This window comes from Nitrosospira lacus (assembly GCF_000355765.4).
Classification (GTDB): domain Bacteria; phylum Pseudomonadota; class Gammaproteobacteria; order Burkholderiales; family Nitrosomonadaceae; genus Nitrosospira; species Nitrosospira lacus.
In genome coordinates this window covers 296,442-314,137 of the sequence record NZ_CP021106.3, presented here as the reverse complement: position 1 = coordinate 314,137, position 17,696 = coordinate 296,442, and the positions used below count along the sequence as shown (strand labels likewise).

Annotated in this window: 16 protein-coding genes; 9 read left to right on the top strand and 7 right to left on the bottom strand. The window is 51.4% G+C overall.

Annotated features, from left to right (window positions below):
* Positions 1-19: 19 nt before the first annotated feature.
* Entirely contained in the window at positions 20-1,069 is a 1,050-nt protein-coding gene (locus tag EBAPG3_RS01350; protein ID WP_004180904.1) for an SDR family oxidoreductase, read from the top strand.
* 52 nt (positions 1,070-1,121) lie between these two features.
* Here EBAPG3_RS01350 and EBAPG3_RS01345 read toward each other — a convergent pair whose 3' ends face one another.
* The 6 genes from EBAPG3_RS01345 to EBAPG3_RS01320 are packed head-to-tail and all read right to left on the bottom strand — an operon-like array spanning position 1,122 to position 5,783.
* A complete protein-coding gene (locus EBAPG3_RS01345; protein WP_004180903.1) occupies positions 1,122-1,751 on the bottom strand; it encodes a tetratricopeptide repeat protein in 630 nt (209 codons plus the stop codon).
* A gap of 57 nt (positions 1,752-1,808) precedes the next feature.
* Positions 1,809-3,059 (bottom strand): glycosyltransferase, encoded by a 1,251-nt coding sequence (locus tag EBAPG3_RS01340; RefSeq protein WP_004180901.1) that lies wholly within the window; start codon positions 3,057-3,059, stop codon positions 1,809-1,811.
* Complete coding sequence (locus tag EBAPG3_RS01335; RefSeq protein ID WP_040853162.1) at positions 3,053-3,925, bottom strand: hydrolase 1, exosortase A system-associated; 873 nt, start codon at positions 3,923-3,925, stop codon at positions 3,053-3,055. The genes EBAPG3_RS01340 and EBAPG3_RS01335 overlap by 7 nt, the downstream gene beginning before the upstream one ends.
* A complete protein-coding gene (locus EBAPG3_RS01330) occupies positions 3,922-4,779 on the bottom strand; it encodes a hydrolase 2, exosortase A system-associated (RefSeq protein ID WP_040853161.1) in 858 nt (285 codons plus the stop codon). The genes EBAPG3_RS01335 and EBAPG3_RS01330 overlap by 4 nt, the downstream gene beginning before the upstream one ends.
* Complete coding sequence (locus EBAPG3_RS01325; RefSeq protein WP_004180897.1) at positions 4,776-5,027, bottom strand: acyl carrier protein; 252 nt, start codon at positions 5,025-5,027, stop codon at positions 4,776-4,778. Before EBAPG3_RS01325 ends, EBAPG3_RS01330 begins: the two co-directional genes overlap by 4 nt.
* Before the next feature lie 3 nt (positions 5,028-5,030).
* Positions 5,031-5,783: a GNAT family N-acetyltransferase gene (locus EBAPG3_RS01320; RefSeq protein WP_004180895.1), complete on the bottom strand. Its 753-nt coding sequence runs from the start codon at positions 5,781-5,783 to the stop codon at positions 5,031-5,033.
* Between the two features lie 407 nt (positions 5,784-6,190).
* On the opposite strand from EBAPG3_RS01320, the gene EBAPG3_RS01315 reads away from it, so the two are divergent.
* The 8 genes from EBAPG3_RS01315 to EBAPG3_RS01280 all read left to right on the top strand — a co-directional run bounded on the left by EBAPG3_RS01315 (position 6,191) and on the right by EBAPG3_RS01280 (position 16,495).
* The gene (locus EBAPG3_RS01315; protein WP_004180893.1) at positions 6,191-7,699 is read left to right on the top strand and encodes a PEP-CTERM sorting domain-containing protein; all 1,509 of its coding nucleotides are present in this window, start codon (positions 6,191-6,193) and stop codon (positions 7,697-7,699) included.
* Positions 7,700-7,914: 215 nt separating this feature from the next.
* The gene (locus tag EBAPG3_RS01310; protein WP_004180891.1) at positions 7,915-8,850 is read left to right on the top strand and encodes a hypothetical protein; all 936 of its coding nucleotides are present in this window, start codon (positions 7,915-7,917) and stop codon (positions 8,848-8,850) included.
* Between the two features lie 4 nt (positions 8,851-8,854).
* A complete protein-coding gene (locus EBAPG3_RS01305) occupies positions 8,855-9,883 on the top strand; it encodes a polysaccharide deacetylase family protein (RefSeq protein ID WP_004180890.1) in 1,029 nt (342 codons plus the stop codon).
* A gap of 323 nt (positions 9,884-10,206) precedes the next feature.
* Positions 10,207-11,334 carry a glycosyltransferase family 2 protein gene (locus EBAPG3_RS01300; protein WP_004180888.1) on the top strand — a complete coding sequence of 376 codons (1,128 nt, stop codon included), beginning with the start codon at positions 10,207-10,209 and terminating at the stop codon, positions 11,332-11,334.
* On the top strand, positions 11,312-12,658 hold the full coding sequence (locus EBAPG3_RS01295) for an ArnT family glycosyltransferase (RefSeq protein WP_151898840.1): 1,347 nt from the start codon (positions 11,312-11,314) through the stop codon (positions 12,656-12,658). The genes EBAPG3_RS01300 and EBAPG3_RS01295 overlap by 23 nt, the downstream gene beginning before the upstream one ends.
* 147 nt (positions 12,659-12,805) lie before the next feature.
* Positions 12,806-14,023, top strand: a complete 1,218-nt coding sequence (locus EBAPG3_RS01290) for a TIGR04063 family PEP-CTERM/XrtA system glycosyltransferase (protein WP_004180885.1) — start codon at positions 12,806-12,808, stop codon at positions 14,021-14,023.
* Complete coding sequence (locus EBAPG3_RS01285) at positions 14,023-15,126, top strand: glycosyltransferase family 4 protein (RefSeq protein ID WP_004180883.1); 1,104 nt, start codon at positions 14,023-14,025, stop codon at positions 15,124-15,126. The genes EBAPG3_RS01290 and EBAPG3_RS01285 overlap by 1 nt, the downstream gene beginning before the upstream one ends.
* A gap of 16 nt (positions 15,127-15,142) precedes the next feature.
* Positions 15,143-16,495 carry a phenylacetate--CoA ligase family protein gene (locus tag EBAPG3_RS01280; RefSeq protein ID WP_004180882.1) on the top strand — a complete coding sequence of 451 codons (1,353 nt, stop codon included), beginning with the start codon at positions 15,143-15,145 and terminating at the stop codon, positions 16,493-16,495.
* A 166-nt stretch (positions 16,496-16,661) separates the two neighbouring features.
* Here the strand turns inward: EBAPG3_RS01280 and EBAPG3_RS01275 are convergent, their stop codons facing one another.
* Positions 16,662-17,519, bottom strand: coding sequence for a hypothetical protein (locus EBAPG3_RS01275; protein ID WP_227869253.1), 858 nt, complete (start codon positions 17,517-17,519; stop codon positions 16,662-16,664).
* Between the last annotated feature and the right edge of the window lie 177 nt (positions 17,520-17,696).

Sequence of the window (17,696 nt, the reverse complement as noted above, 5' to 3'; positions counted from 1 at the left end):
ATAAACAGGATGACCGAATATGACAAGCTATCAAAATATTCTGCGGCATCTGAAAGATCATCAATATTGCTGGCTGATTACAGGTGTTGCCGGGTTTATCGGGTCTAATTTGCTGCAGGCCTTACTCAAGCTGAACCAGAGAGTAGTTGGACTGGATAATTTTTCGACCGGTTATCGGAATAACCTCGAGCAGATAAAAGAGCTGGTTGGAGAAGAGGCATGGCGGAATTTCAATTTCCTTGAGGGCGATATCCGCCAGCTCGAAGTTTGCAGGGATGCGTGCAAAGGCGTGGATTACGTATTGCATGAAGCGGCTCTTGGATCCGTGCCGCGTTCGATTCAGGATCCCATCCGCACAAACGAGAACAACATTTCGGGTTTCCTTAATTTACTGGTGGCCTCACGAGACGCTCCTGTCAGGCGTTTTATCTATGCGGCATCCAGTTCCACCTATGGCGATCATCCCGATTTGCCAAAAATTGAAGCGGTGATCGGACGGCCACTCTCGCCTTATGCCGTGACCAAGTATGTTAACGAACTCTACGCTGAAGTATTTGCTCGCTGCTATGGCATGGGCTCCATAGGTCTGCGCTATTTTAATGTGTTCGGACCGAGGCAGGACCCACATGGCGCCTATGCGGCAGTGATTCCTCAATGGATCGCCGCGCTTATCAGGAACAAGACGCTGTATATCAATGGAGACGGTGAAACGAGCCGGGATTTCTGTTTTATTGAGAATGTTATTCAAGCCAACCTTCTGGCGGCACTGACCGAGAATCCGGACGCGGTCAATCAGATCTACAACGTGGCAATTAATGAACGCACCAGCCTCAATCAACTCTATGAAATGATGCGTACGTTACTTCTGGAAAAGTTTCCCCACCTCCAGCACCATAGGCCGGAGTATGTAGAGTTTCGCGAGGGGGATGTACGTCATTCACAGGCCGATATTTCCAAGGCTGTCAGGATGCTGGGTTTTGCGCCCACCCATCGGATCGATGAAGGGCTTAAGCAGGCGCTGGATTGGTATATTACCCATCTTGCATCCGAGAGCGGCGATACAAAATAAACAATATTAAGATGGCCGAAGTTCTTGCGAAGTAGGCCACCCTCGCCTCAGACTAATCTTCCCATTTTCCAGCTTCCACCAGCTTGTTTTTGAGGCCAGGCAGCGGGAAGCCAAGTTCATAGGCCTTCTTTGCATAAGTTCTTGCCTGTTCATAATCTTTTTTCTGCACGTAGAGCAAGCCGAGATTATAGTTAATAGTGGGGTCTTCCGGTTGAAGGTTAACTGCCACATTGAGCTGGTCGATGGCTTTATCCTGCTGCCCAAGTTTTAGGAGATAGGTACCGTATACCATGCGAACCGTGGGATCGTTTGGCTTGAAGCGAATAGCGCGGTCAAATGCGCATTCCACGGAAAAACGTGAGCCAATCGGTTTTGGAGTTTTATCTCTAAGGCCAAGTTTTGCAAATGATGCCAATGCACGGTGGTGGTTGGGGAAACGTTCGAGTGTATAGGTCAACTCTCCCCCCAAGGGTCCCGAATTTCCACTGACCAGATTCTCAATATTGGGGGTAAAATGATATTGCTCGACGATAGGTACTTTGTTCTTCCTATCCTCACTGTTTGTGTAGTCGCCACCGGTTGCCCCATAGGCTACGGTTAGCTCTCCACAATGAGGCGCCGCCTGAAGGTTTATTGAGACCACAGAAATCACTAATGCTGCAAGGCAAGATACTGGTTTCATTACAGGCTCCTTCCAGGTAAATATTCGATTCGGACAATGGGTAACGATTCGCGATCATCAGGCGTGTTGCGCCACGGTATCAAGAAGATTGCCCAGCTCCTTTGTTCTGGATCTGCGCGAGCCTGCCAGCGCATTTTCCATTGATGCGATGGGAGCCTCATTTGCTTTGATTAATGCCAGAAAACGTAGCAGTTCCCGCATGATATCATTCCTGGAATCCAGGGGTGCTATCGTGTCGACCCCCACGCCGATTAATGTCGCGGCGGTATTTCCAGTTGGGTCTGTCAAGGCCAGAATGGGACGGCGAGCACGCATATACTCATAAAGTTTTGCTGGAATCTGATTATTGCAATTGGATGCCTGAAGTATCAGCAGGCCATCCGCAGCCAGCATTTCGGACAAGGCCTCCCGATAGGGAATGGGGGGGGCGAGCGAAACAATATTACCAATCTCGTATTGATCTATCAGTCGAAGAAGGTATTCATCGTGAGCGGTGGCTCGCAGGATCACGTGAAGACCGGTGTGAGAAATCAACCCTTGCCGGGCGAGAACCGCAAGGGCTTCGAAGAACTGTGTCGGGTCGCGTTCGGAAGGATAAATAATCCCGCTATGTACCAGAATGAGCCGAGCACTTTTTTTTTGTTCCTCTACCCGGCTTGATTCAGCCGCGGCAAAATTTTCCTCATCATATCCATTCTCAATGAGATGGAAATGCGAAGCGGGCGTTTGTGGAAATCGTTCTTTATAGTTGTCAATCGCCCCTGGAGTAGTGAGAACAGCCTTAGTGCAATAGTTGACCGACTTTTTCTCTATCCATTGAAACATACGACGAGTGAGCGGATCGGGTGGATAGTCTACATCGGTCATTGGATCCCTGAAATCCGCAACCCAGGGAAGCCCGGTCAATCGACTCAAGCTAAGTCCGATCAAATGAGCTGTCGCGATTGGATAAGTTGACCAGATGACATCGGGCCGGTATTTTCGAATCAGATACAGACCCATGGGCACCGCTCCAAGCGACCAGGAGGCCCAGCGGTCTGGCAAAGCCAGCAGCGTGGGGTATCGCCCCATAAACGACAGGTGCCTGGATGTATCCAAAGCAAATGCCCGATATACCGCTACCCGGTCCGCGATTTCGCCGGCCTGATCGTTACTGGTGCTGGCATAGGCTCTGGGATGGGCGGTCAGTACGATGGGTTCCCAGTCAAATTCAGGAAGATACCTGGAGAATTTCAGGGTCCGCAGGATGCCGCTACTCCCGCGCATGGGAGGAAAGTGAAATGCGATCATCAGGACCCTTTTTACCATGACCGAATCCAGTCCTTTGTCCAGGCTGCCACCTGATCACGCCACTCGCGCCGGGAGAAGGTATGCGTGGCTTCGGGTAAATCGAGCCGGGATACGCGTGGAGAGGCGAGCAGCTGTTGCCACTCGGGTGAACCGCGGACCATGTCCAGAAACTCTTGAGCCGTGAGGTCATTGCCGCTGGTAATCAGGAGCAGCCTTCCTTCGAAGCAGCTGAGTCCGGTGAACATCCGTTGTGGCAGGGGTGTCCGATCGCAAGATTTGCTCCCCTCCCTATTCGGGACTGCCACAGTACTTTTTTTTCTCTTCAAGACTGTGCCGATAGTCTTCAGGAATGATTGAGCCGCCTCCGAATAATTAAAGCGCCCCTGTAATATTTTGCTCCATAAGCGTGGTTCAAATAGCCGGGCGACGTAATAATGTTTCAGATAAACCTTGGCAGCTCCTTCATCCGTCCTTACCCACGGATTAAGCAGTACCAGGCCGGTTACGCGTTTATCCTGATGAGAATAGAAAAGTGCGGCCGACGCAGCATCACATAATCCCCAGATCACCACTTCGTTGACAGACGGAACTTCGTTCAGAAAGCCATCGATCGCGCTACGCAGGTCGTCGTCCAGATCTTCAAACGTTCTCACATCTCCTTCGCTATCGCCCATTCCCCGGTAATCAAAACGCAGCACGGGTACACCATGAGCGGCAAGGTGGCGGGCAAGCAATGTAAATTGACGGTGGCTCCCAACCCGATATTGGGGTCCCCCCACTACGATCACCACGCCTCTGGAAACAGAGGATTCGGGCAAACTCAAAACTCCGTATAACCAGTTGCCGTTACACGAAAAGGTAATCGTACGTTCCCCGAAATTCATGGAATGCTATCGGAAAAAACGTTTGTCGTAGCCGATACCAGGCCAGCGCATTCCGAAATCTCCTGAGTCGCCCAGAATGGCAGGCACGGCACAAGGTGTACATGCAAATCAACCTCATTCTGCTTCCATGCGCTTGCCACCCTGGCTCCAGCGGGGGTTATGGGACGGTCTGGCTCGGCCACGATCTCGAACCAGTGAACGGGACTCCGCGTTACAATGAGCTCGGCCGCCTTCAGCGAATCAATAGCGGCGGCCAGATCCGGTGCAAGTTCATAACCCGCCACCTCAAGCATCTCTCCCTTTGCAAGGGTGCTGCGCATGGCATTTGTTCCGGACACTTTCCCGCTACCCTCGCCACCCGAGAGCACTTCGTGAGCAAGCCGCAGGCGCAGAAACTGGGTGAGAAACGATTCTCCACTAATAACCGGCTGCCACAGGATGATCTTGTCAATCACATTTTCCTGATTCCTGGCGAAATCCAATGCCAGCAGCCCTCCCAAACGCAGGCCCCAAAGGCTGATGGGGACAGTCACTCTGCTCTCTAGCCAATTCCATGCAGTGGCCAAGTCCTGTTTCCAGACATTCCAGCGGGCATCCCCAAACTCACCGCTGCTGTCGCCGCAGCCAAAAAGATCGATCTGCAAGACGCCGACTCCTATCGCAGCAAGTGCTTTTGCCTGTATCGCAGCCATCCGGCGGGATTTGTTCATCTCGTCGCCAAATGGGTGAACATAGATTAGTGCGCCACGGCATTCCCTATCGGGGTGAGGGCCGTGATAGAGACAAAACCGCTCCCCAAGCCCCGTCTTCAGGAAAAAAGACTCGGCGGGGAGAGTGTCCGGCAAGCCCTTCATTCAGCCAATTTCTGCTCGACGAAGTGAGTCAGGCTGCCAAGGCTTTCAAAAGTACCCGCACTGATCTCATCATCGTCCACGGTAATGCCAAAATGCTCTTCCAGAGCCGTGATGACATTCACGACTGCCATTGAATCCAATTCCGGGAGGCTGCCCAGCAGGATTGAATCCTCATTGAGAAATTTTTTTCGCTCACCGAGACTCAATACATCGGACAGAATGTTTTTTACTTCTTCAAGGTGCTGCATTGCTTACTCCATAGTGGGTTTGTCGTGTTCGGTGGAAGGGGCTCTCCCGAGTCCCTGTGTATTCAAGCTGAATTCCGGAAATGACTCCCGATTTAAAGACAGATGAAAATAGGGGGATATGGAGGCGAACGTGATTTGCCACTGGCCCGCACAAAAAAAGATAGCGCTGCCCAGGGCTATCGTTCCCAGGTGCGCATGGGCGCCGAGCGAACCTGCATTGAATGCTGAAATGCGGCTGCATGACCATTGAATATCATTCGCGGTCAGAAAACGGTTTGCTTCATCCCACAGGCGCGGAAAAGCCAATCCCAAGCGGAAGTTTGGCACCACGTACACATCAAAATCCCACGCCGCCTGTTTTAGGGGCAGCGGAGTATAGCGGGCACGTACCTCGTCCTCCTGGTAGCTCCCCATCAATAGCCACAGGAAGCCGATAAATTGCTCTTCCTTAAATGCCACCAGGCACTTCGCGCCCTGCTCGAATCGAGCCTCGATCGCTGCCGCGGGCCTTGGGAATTGCCGGGTAATTTCGTCATATGGCTGAATCACTCGAATCTCTATTTTCCTGCCTCTGCCCGGTGGAAGCAGGCTTGTCTTCGCCACTGGCTGCGCGATTAAGTAATATTTATATAATCGCAGACCCCCCTTTGAGATCATGGCCAGAAATCTATTGAGCACGAAAAGACTGGTATTGCCCCAGCCCCATTGCTGCAACATCTGGTAAAACGCTTTTTTTCGTGCTGTTATGGACGCCATTGCACTCGCACCGATTGATTAGCGGGAATATCCACCAAACGAGGCATCGAGATGAGTAGTTAATCTGCCATATCTGGCTGTTGAACTGTAGTCAGCCGAGTGCGGGGATCAAGCGAAGACTCTTCCACCTGTCTGTGGAGCTTATCCGTATATTTCGGTGAATTCTGTCGTTGCGGTAGAGGAATAACGGCGTTTTATCCTGAAAACACTCGCAATTACAATTATTCCATTAAAAGTTAGATTTTACTCTATTCTGATTTTGACGCATGCCTGTTATATTAACAAAACTTATATAGCAGTATTAAGTAAAGGTGAAAAGTGGTCTCGTTTTTTTAGTGCCGTGGGATAGAAGCTTACAAGATTGCGGTGTTAGTTTTTCGAGTTATATTTTTCTCAGGGATGAGAATATGCATAAATTGAGCGTATCGAATAAGCAACGAGTTTTGCGTTCTTATCGTGCCAAGGCACGGATAGCAAATCTGGCATTTATCAAACTCCTTGGCGCGAGTTTATTCTTCATATTCGTGGCGCAGGCAAATGCGACCAGCTTCGAGCGTTTGTCGTCATTGCTTGCAACAACTCCAGCGGGTGGCTGGGTCAAGGCGAGCACTAATTTCTATTCCGATGCCTGGCCAACAGGGGCCGATGCAGTACCGAATAGTAAGCCCATCGGTGTCGTTAGCGCCTGGAGCTCTTTCGCCTGGGATTCGACCCAGGGAAAATTAATGCTCTGGGGTGGCGGCCACGCGAATTATGCCGGCAATGAGATGTACGTGTGGGATGGAGCTACAGGTAAATGGGGACGCGGTTCCCTGCCGAGCAAGATCGATGCAAATGGCTTTATTATCGGCGGCGATGCGCCACAATCCGCGCATACTTATGACAACAATCTCTATCTGCCCGTCAATGACATGTTCCTTACATTCGGGGGCGCGGCAACGCCACACGGGGGAAGTTTCCGGAAGACGGACGGAATAACCGTCAGTCGTGCCGGACCCTATTTGTGGGATCCAATCAAGGCGGACCCAAACAAGGTCGGTGGCACCACGGGTTCCGGCTGGAATACTAACAATGTCGCAGAAGGCGGCAACATGTGGATTGACCGGCAAGGCCATTGGACTGGGTCTGATGCTCCAGGATACATTCACGGAACTACTGCCTACCGCACCGAGAATGGCAAGGACGTTGTTTATCTTACTGCAGACTCGAATTCATCGGGATTCCCGTCACTTTATCGCTACACCCTGGGGGACGTCAGAAATGGCGGCGAGGATACATGGGAGAAAATCGGCTTGTCCCATAACACGGGCGGATACCAAAGCGCTGGAACGATCGACACCACTCACAATCTTTACATTAAAACAGCTATAGTCACGGGGCAATATACATCCGAATTGACGATATGGGATCTAGATAATGCAAATGCGGCTAACCCCCGTAGCAATCCAGATATCGGAGTCAACCTAGTCAATAAGGATGGCAGCGATTTTATAGTGACCGGAAATTTTGGTATTGATTATAATTCAGCCAATAACACGATTGTTCTGTGGGATGGTGGAAATAATGGCGGTACGGTCTGGTCAGCAAATGTTATCACGGACACAGCTGGAAACATTGGCGCAAATACTACCTGGACTGTCTCCAAAATAGAAAGCTCAACTGTGGATCATCCTCACGGAAACTTTGGTGCTGGGGTGCTTGGCAAATGGCACTATGATGATATGCTGGGCGCATTTATTGCCCTAGACGAAATTTCATATAAGGGAGGAGGGGTGTGGGATGCTGGTGTATGGCTGTATAAACCAATGGTTGCCGCAGTTGTTCCAGAACCGGAAACGTACGCACTATTGCTTGCGGGACTCGGTCTTGTCGGATGGTCTGCGCGCCGACATGATTTGTATCACCGCGTACGGTAAGAATGCTGCTGAAAGAATTTACCGAAGGCATAAGTTTGAATGGCGCCAATTGCTGACGGGTAAAAAATGAGCGCCCAGTGGCCCGTATTCTTATATTTTCCAGATCTATTTTGCGGCGAAGAAGTCGCCTCCCGCCTCTCATTTGACATTGTCCTGGATTTTTACGAGATCAATTAGTTGTATGGCCACTCCGGCCGAGATGATAATATCAGCCAATGGTCGAGCTTCCTATTTCACAGGCCGCCTCGCTTGTTCGTGGTTTCACAGCGCAATTTGCCCACGAATACCCCGGGGTCATGGACAGTTTTCCCCCAGAGCGTTTCACCGCTGAGCTTGTTGCGAACCGCACTTATGGTGGATATGGCGATCTTCCGGCGACCTTTCGCACCGGATGCACTGAGATAGAGCAGAGGTGTGGTTTGGCCGGGATGGAGCTTTACCATAAGCTGGTAATCGCGACATTGATTGTTGATTTTGGCCGGCATGCGCAAAAAGCGCTTCCGGTTTCCGTGGCATCCCAGTATGAAACTGAATTTCGGCGTATTCTTGAGCAGTTCGACACCAATCCCCATGGATTTTATATTCACGCGAATGATCTTTTTAACAAGGATCTAGCGATTTGCCGTGGCAAGTTGATCCCCTGCGGGGCGGAACTCGTGGATGAGTTTTCAGGCGTCCCGCGAAGTACCGCGATACGCGATGGCATCAACCAGTTGCTCGGAGTGCTGTGGTTTTTTACTACACGCAGTGGGGGTTTTCGACCATTTTATGAAATGCATATGGATCCACGGTCTCGTCGGCAATTTACTCCGGAAGGCTGGGATCGTTGTTACTTGAGAGTTGCCGATCTGCTGGAAATGGATGCTCAAATCAAAGGTTTATTTGGCAGTAGCTGGTGGTACGACCCCCAGGTGGAGGAGATTACCCCCAATCTTGGCTTTCTTCGCCACCGGCCTCTGGAAAATGGAGCCCGTATTTTTCGTATGGGAAGCGACAGGGCAGCCATAGGCAACGCGACCGGCCATTCACGGCGGCGCAAGGAGCAGTATGAAAAAGGGGAATACATGCCGACCAACTACCTGATGGTCTGGGCCCGTGACGATTTGATTCGCTGGGCGAAGCAAGCGCGCGCAGAAGGTCTTCAAGCCTGAACATATGTCATTTCGCCAAATGGTACTGGCCGTCGTCAAGGCACTCGGTGGTTTCGGCGTGGCGCGGATACTGACTGCGCCGGGATTGCGCATCATTTGTTATCACGGCATATCGGTTCATGACGAACATCGTTTCCAGCCGAAGCTGTTCATGCGCGAGGATACCTTTCTTGAACGCATGGCATATCTAAAGCGGCATGACTACCCGGTACTTTCGCTCAACGAAGCCTTGGCGCTCATGTATCAGAAAAGCCTTCCGCCCCGGGCGGTGGTCATAACGTTTGACGATGGCTGGCTTGGTACTGGCACGAAAGCGGCGCCCGCCCTGCGGGAGCATGGATTTCCCTCGACTGTGTACGTGACCACTAGAGATGCAGTGAATGGGATGCCTGTCTTTAACGTGGCGCTGCGCTATTTGATCTGGAAAGGGCGAGGAAAAGCACTGGACATGTATTGCCTCGGGCTGGCTCCGGGAACCATCGTTCTGAATTCACCTGACGAGAGGGAACATGCGGCATGCCGTATCAGCGAAGCGAGCGAGCAAGGAAACGACCAGGAAAGGCGAGCCTTGCTGATGAAGCTTGCGGAGATACTGGAGGTGGATTGGAATCCGGACGGAGATAATCCGCTTTTTCGCCTGATGACCATGGAGCAACTGGCACAGCTTCCCGCACAGGGCATGAATGTGCAACTGCACACACATCGTCATCGTCTGCCAATCGGTGATCGGGACGGTGTTGAAAGCGAGATCACTGATAACCGCGTTGTGCTTGAACGTATTGCTGATCGACCACTCCGGCACCTTTGCTACCCCAGCGGCGAATTCCACCCCTCGCAATTTCCCTGGCTGAGAGCGCTGGGAATCGAAAGCGCTACCACTTGCCTCTCCGGATTCAATTACCCGCATACGGAACGCCTCGAGCTACGGCGTTTTCTGGACGGCGAGAATATCGCCCAGGTAGAGTTCGAGGCGGAGCTTTCCGGTTTCCTTGAGCTCATGCGGAAATTTCGCAGGGCTGTGGGACGCAGGTAAGGCTGGTAACGACTGGACCAGGGCGTTATGTTATATTTAATGAAGTGACGCTTGTTCATGACGTTATTCCGCCGATCGCGGGACCGCAATCCGCAGTATCATCGGTTCACATTTATTCAGTTGTGCTGGTTTTCCAGAGTTACCCAGGCCAAAGTACAAAGGCTGGGGAATCCTTGACCCAGGCCACGCAAACGTCCGGTTCAAATCCGCGTTGGGAATTTTGGGGTACTTTGGAAACCTTGCTCTATACCAATTACCGTTAATTGCCGCAGTTCTGATCTTAACCCACAACCTGATAAATTGACTTTTATGGCGCAGATCCTATGGCGAATCTGAAAGTAGTAATGATTTTGCCGACGTATAACGAGCGAGACAATATTGGCCATATCATCGATGCGTTACAAGCGCAGTTTCGACATATGTCGCACGACATGCACATTCTTGTGGTGGATGATAGCTCACCCGATGGCACCGCGGATATCGTACGGCAGAAACAGGCTGGTGGTTCAAATGCCAATGTCCATTTGCTGATGGGGCAGAAGGCCGGGCTTGGTGCCGCTTATATCCGTGGCATGAGCCATGCCATGGATAAGCTACACGCCGATGCTGTGTTCGAAATGGATGCCGATTTTTCGCACAAGCCGGAAGATGTCCCCCGGCTGATGGCCGCTCTGGACCAGGGAGCCGATTTTGTAATCGGAAGCCGCTATGTGAAAGGCGGATCGATCCCAAAGGAATGGGGGCTGCTGCGCCGCATGAATTCACTGGGGGGAAATATCGTTGGCCGTTATGTTGCGGGCCTATACAAAATTCACGATTGCACTGCGGGATTCCGGGCTATCAAGACATCACTGTTAAGGAAAATCGTATTTGATGATCTCCGTGTCCAGGGTTACGCCTTTCAGGTGGCGTTGCTTCATAAGGCTGTGTCTCTGGGCGCGACTATCAAAGAAGTTCCGGTGGATTTTATTGACCGGACCGAAGGGGAATCCAAGCTTGGAATCTCGGACATCATCGAGTTTATCCTGAATGCCTGGTGGATCCGATTGCATAGCTCGAAAACATTCATCAAGTTTGCCATTGTGGGATCGTCCGGAGTCGTGGTGAATCTTGGCGTGTTCACCTTGCTCCTTCAGGCGAACGTTAATAAGTATCTTGCGTCACCCATTTCGATCGAAGCGTCGATCATCACGAATTTCCTGTTAAACAACTACTGGACCTTTCGCTGGCGGAAATCCGCCGACCATGTGCGTATCAAGGGTCTGAAATTCAACATGGTATCTCTCGTATCCCTGGCGGTGAGTTATTCGACGTTCGTGTTGCTGTCGATGCTGTTTCCCGCGACACCCCCAGAGATTCACCAGCTTGTCGGCATTGCACCCGCGATGTTCATTAATTATTTCCTGAATTCCTATTGGACATTCAAGCATGCTCCGGACCCCAAAGATTAGCCATATGCAGGGGCGTGGGGTGACGGCGGCTTCTTCGTTCCGGATACTCGACTCGCATTATTTCGTACCGGTTTGCTTCCTGTTTTTCATTGTATTGCGTGCAGTACCGATTTTTTTCCTGCCGGTGGAAATGGATTCTGATTCGAGCTGGTTCCTTGGCCGGGGCCTGAGTATCGCGAGTGGCGGGGGCTACTCGGAAGATGGCTATCCTACCGCATACTGGCCCGTCGGTTATCCCGGATTTCTGGGTATTCTTTTTTATCTCTTCGGCCAAGATCAGTTCGTTGGACAGATGGCCAATTTACTGATGGCGGCGGGTACTTTTTTTTTGCAACTGGAGTTGACCCGTCGGATTTTCCGTAGCGAAGCCGCTGCACGCCTGGGAGTTCTCCTGCTTACAATATATCCGAACAATATCGCCTATACTTCCTTCTTATTAACGGAGATTTACTTTACATTTTTGCTGCTTTTCGCCGTATACCTCTATATCGCCCGGCGTGGATGGATTTGGATTCTCGTTTCGGGCTTGATCTTTGGGCTGGCTGCGCTAACCAAGCCGCAGATTGTATTTTTGCCCGGTCTTTTAGTGCTCTTTCGTATTTTTGGCCCCAAAAGTGAAACTAATCTGCATGAGGATATTGTTAAGGGCTTTGCCATCTACGTGATAATGGCAGCGGTACTCGTGCCATGGGCAGTACGAAATACTCAGGTCTTTGGCGAAGTCGTACTTATCTCGACCAATGGTGGCGCGACGCTTTTGACCGGAAATAATCCCACTGCCGATGGAAGCTATGTGGAGAATGATCCCCTCGTGGTTCAGCGCAATTTTTCCGTACAAGATCAAGTGGGAGCGGATCGGCGGGCAAAAGAGCTGGCGCTTGCATGGATCAGGGAAAACCCTGGCAGGTTTGCCGAACTGGTTCCATTGAAGATATGGCATCTCTGGGCTAAAAATGGGGAAGCTGAATGGGCTTATCAGGCGGGCTATCAGCACTACCAGAAGTATCAGTCAATTTTTCGTTCAGTCAGATGGATAAATCAGATTTTTTACGGCTTGTTGCTTGCCGGTTCTCTTGTTGCGCTGGTTCTTTTGGTAAAAAATGGCCGTAGTGTAGCCCGGCCTTGGGTGTTCTTTGGATATTGCTTGATGATTTATCTGACACTGATATCGGTGGTTTTTTCCGGGCAGGCGAGATTCCATTTTCCTGCCATGCCATGGGTCATCATGTATGCTGCCTGGGCAGCCGTCATGTTGAAGGAATTCGCTTCCAGGACTTCCCCGGAATTGGCCGGTCAATTTGAATCACAAGATCGCCAGGCATAAAACGGTGGTTGATGGTCTGAACATAAATCGAAGCGCCGAGGCTCAAGCCCTGCTTAAAATTTTCTCCAGACCAATATGTGCCAGACAGCGGCCTGGGTGTGACATCCTTTCTGAACCGGCGGCTTGCTGACGAATTGACTGATATTAATGCGAATTCTTCATATACTCGATCATTCCCTTCCGTTGCATAGCGGCTATACTTTCCGCACCTTGTCGATTCTCAAGGAACAGTGGGCGCTGGGATGGGAAACCTTTCATCTGACGGGGCCGAAGCAGGGAAATTGCGGGTTGCTTGAAGAGTGTGTTGATGGATGGCATTTTTATCGCACTCCACCCGCGATCGGCTTGATGTCCAAACTGCCTGTCCTGAATCAGACCGCCGTCATTGATCGTCTGACCCATCGATTGAATGAGGTAGCGGAAATCGTCAAGCCGGATATTCTGCACGCTCACTCTCCAGTCCTGAATGCCTTACCCGCTTTGCGGGCGGGCCGGCGACTGGGTATTCCAGTCGTTTATGAAATCAGGGCATTCTGGGAAGATGCCGCGGTGGACCATGGCACCAGTAGTGAATGGGGTATTCGGTATCGCCTTACCCGTGGATTGGAGAGTTACGCATTGCGGCATGTCGATGCGGTCACCACTATCTGCGAAGGTTTGCGGAACGACATCCTCGGGCGGGGTATCGCGCCGGAAAAGGTTACCGTCATACCCAACGCCGTAAATATAGAAAATTTTAGTGTCAATGCCTCGCCTGATCTGCAACTCGCCAAAGACCTCGGCCTCGATGGCAAGCTGCTGCTTGGTTTCATCGGTTCTTTCTATGCATATGAAGGCTTGAGTATCCTGCTGAGAGCCCTTCCGGAGATGCTTCTCAGCAATCCGGACATTCGCATCCTACTGGTTGGAGGCGGTCCCCAGGAGCAGGAATTGAAGGCGCTTGCCATGCAACTGGGCCTGGAAGACAAGATAATCTTTGCTGGCCGTGTTCCTCATGATCAGGTGCAGCGCTATTACGATCTGATCAATGTACTCGTCTACCCGCGGCTTCGGATGCGGCTTACCGATCTTGTCACACCGCTCAAGCCGCTTGAAGCCATGGCACAAGGCCGCTTGGTTGTGGCTTCGGATGTCGGGGGCCATCTGGAACTCATCGAAGACGGGAAAACCGGTGTCCTTTTCGAGGCAGGAGTCCCTCATGCCTTAGCGGCCAAGGTTTTGAATCTTCTCGCCAGACCGGACCTGTGGCCCGGTCTTCGGGACGCAGCACGGAATTTTGTGGAAACCCAGCGAACCTGGCGGGGCAGCGTCGCCCGTTATCAAAACGTTTACGGTCCACTCATTCGCAAAGGTATTCCAGAGTGATGGCATCGGGTATGCGCATCGGGTTGGTTGGACCCTTGCCTCCGCCTTCCGGCGGAATGGCGAATCAAACGCTGCAATTGGCAAAATTGCTGCGTGCAGAAGGTGCCACAGTGGAACTGGTTCAGGTTAACCGTCCTTATCGTCCCCATTGGATTGGCGGACTCAAGGGGATAAGGGCGGTATTCCGGCTTATACCCTATCTGGCTCACCTATGGCAATCCGCAGCCCATGTGCGGTTATTCCATGTGATGGCGAATTCAGGGTGGTCATGGCACCTCTTCGCCGCTCCCGCAATCTGGATAGCCAGAATCAGGGGGATACCGGTCGTCGTAAATTATCGGGGGGGCGAAGCGGATGCTTTCTTTGACAAATCCTTTGCCTGGATCAAGCCCAGTCTGCGCCAGACAGACGCAATCATCGTTCCTTCGGGTTTTCTTGAAGCTGTGTTTGGGAAGCGTGGTTTCTCGACCTCAATCGTACCCAATATTATCGATCTCAGCCGTTTTTCGGCTGAAACTGGTGTGGCATCTCCCTGGAAGACAAATAACCCGCATATCATCGTTACCCGCAATCTGGAGCCAATTTACGACAATGGTACGGTGTTGCGTGCCTTCAGCATTATCAAACAAACATTTCCCGGCGCGATGCTTACCATTGCGGGCATAGGGCCGGAGCGGCAGGCACTTGAGAAACTTGCGGCCGGGCTCGGCATGACCGAGGCTGTTTCTTTTACGGGCCGGGTGGACAATGAAGGCATGGCCGATCTTTACCGTCGTGCCGATATCATGGTTAATCCCAGCCTGGCCGATAATATGCCTATTTCGGTGCTGGAGGCACTGGCCAGTGGTGTCCCGGTTGTCAGCACGGATGTAGGGGGCGTGCCATACTTGGTGGAGCATGGAAAAACCGCTCTGCTGGTGCCTGTAAATGATCCGGCAGCGATGGCCGGTGCGATACTTACGCTGCTCAATGAACCAGCTAAAGCCAGGCAAATCAGCGAGGCGGGCATAGCGTCGGTACAGCAGTATACGTGGCCGAAAGTGCGTGACCGGTTGCTGGCTGTTTACGAACAGGTGCTGGCAAAAAAACAAACAAGCCACTAACGGAAATCGACTCCCTATGGATTTATACACGTCACTGATCTCAGGGCTATTTTTTCCCCTCCAAGAGCATTTCAAGAAACACGACAGCGTGGCAGTGCGCAAGCAGATGGAAATCTCTCAATGGTGGGACGACAAGCGCCTGAAAGAGCTACAACTTTCCAGCCTGTGTCGGCTGCTTGTGCACGTCGAGGCACACGTTCCCTACTACCGTGAATGCTTCGCGGAGATTGGCTTCAAAGCGCGGGATGTCCATTTGCTGTCTGATCTCACGCGTCTGCCCCTTCTCGATAAAACCACCATTCGCCACAATATCGAGGCGCTCAAATCGGATAATGCCCGGTACCTTGCGAGCTTCAATACGGGCGGCTCCAGCGGCAATCCGCTGATCTTTTATATCGGCAAGGAACGTGTGAGTCACGACGTCGCGGCGAAATGGCGCGCCACGCGCTGGTGGGGAGTGGATATCGGCGATCCGGAGATCGTGATCTGGGGTTCACCCATCGAACTCGGTGCGCAGGATAGCATGCGCGCCCTGCGCGATCGGCTGCTCAGGACAAAACTGCTTCCTGCCTTCGAAATATCGGAGCAAAAACTTGATCAATTCCTGGATGAGATTCGAAGCGTTCGACCAAGAATGCTCTTTGGTTATCCCTCCGCGCTCTCTCATATCGCCCGCCATGCCGAGACAAGAAGGCGGCGCATGGATGACCTGGGCATCCGCGTTGCATTTGTTACGTCGGAGCGGCTCTACGATGAGCAGCGACAACAGATTGGCAAAGTTTTCGGCTGCCCGGTGGCGAATGGCTATGGCGGCCGCGATGCGGGTTTTATCGCGCATGAATGCCCCCACAGTGGAATGCACATCACCGCCGAAGACATTATTGTCGAGATCGTGGATCAACAGGGCGTGCCTGTACCTTATGGCGAGGTGGGGGAGATCGTTGTGACCCATCTTGCCACCCGTGACTTCCCTTTCATCCGTTATCGTACCGGGGACATCGGTGTGCTGGATAGTAAACCCTGCACTTGTGGACGAGGCCTTCCCCTACTTAAGGAAATCCAGGGCCGCAGTACCGATTTTCTGGTGGCCCAGAATGGCACCGTCATGCACGGCCTGGCCCTGATTTATGTCCTGCGCGAATTGCCGCAGATTCTGGCTTTTAAAATAATCCAGGAAAGCCGGGATTTTACTCGCGTGCTAGCGGTTTCTGAGGGTGGGCTCAACCCAGAACTTGTTGAGAAAATCGAGTTGGGGTTCAAGGCCCGACTCGGACAAGGCGTTAAGATAGCTATTGAGGAAGTAACGGAAATTCCGGCAGAAAAATCAGGGAAGTTCCGCTATGTGATAAGCAGGGTTGCGCCGGGTTAATAAAAAGGTGTTTTTCAAATCTTTCTATGGATGGATAGTGCAGGCTTAAAAATTTGTCTTCGAGTGTGCATTCAGCATTCGGGAAATACTTGCCAAGTAATTTCAGACACGAAGATAGGTGACATTGGTCATTTTCAATTTTGTAGACAGGCGACAGATAACCTTTCTAGGTGCTGTTTGATGTTAATTGCTTTACAAGTTGGGTTTCGAGCGGGTGATTGATATGGTATTGATCACGGTCGTGCCGGATTTGCTCCTGATACGCAGGTAACATTTCTGAATTCAGCTCGATGCCAAAGTCACTCGGCAAGGAATTGTTATTGGTAACAAACATTCTTTTTAGAACCATGGTGCCGATATGGGAACGATAATGGGATGTCTCCCAATAGTTCTTCATTTCCTTCTGGCCACTTACTTGTGGAAGTGCTTCTGTTGTAATGCTGTTAAACCCGGAAAAGTCAAATAGGCGAATGTCACACCCTGACTGCAGGTTCAGGTCCACCATCCTGACCAAGGAGCGTTGCCACGCTTCCATCAGATCCCAGTTGCCTGCCCAGAAAATGGCATCCAACATCGACGCATGCGTAGGATTGATGTAAAGGCGAATCTTTGTCCCCGCATCGCACATTTCCTTGAGGGCTAAATTGAATGTCATCATTGCAGCCTGGGCAGATGGGGTATTCTGACTGAACGATTTAATCTCCGCTTCCGACGCCTTTGCCGTTCCTCCCCGATCCTGAAGAATGGTAACCATACAGGCATCGTCACGCCGGCCGTGGAAGGCTAAACTCGAGCGGCATACCGAACCGAAGTAACCCAGTAACACTTTAAGTGAGTCTTTCGTCATATCTTCTGCTAATGAGCGTTTGACGTCCATCAATGCACGATGAAAGAAGTAATTCCCTGTATTCGCCACAAGTTCTCTGTCCAGATCTGTACTGCCGACAGCAAGAGAAAAAGAAGGGTAATCAATACCCCACACGACTGTATCAAGACGATTGACTGTGGTTGCGTGCTTTGCCATGGCAATCGCATCTCCTATAGTTGCACCTGATATGGCGGTGTTGAACACTCTTTTCCCAGAAAATATACTTAGGCTGGTAGGTAGTCCAAGCTCGGTTCTTGAATTTCCTAGATACACAACCGATGGTTTATATTTTGCGACTGCGTAAGTTTTACCCCAGGGACTAAGCTTCTCCAC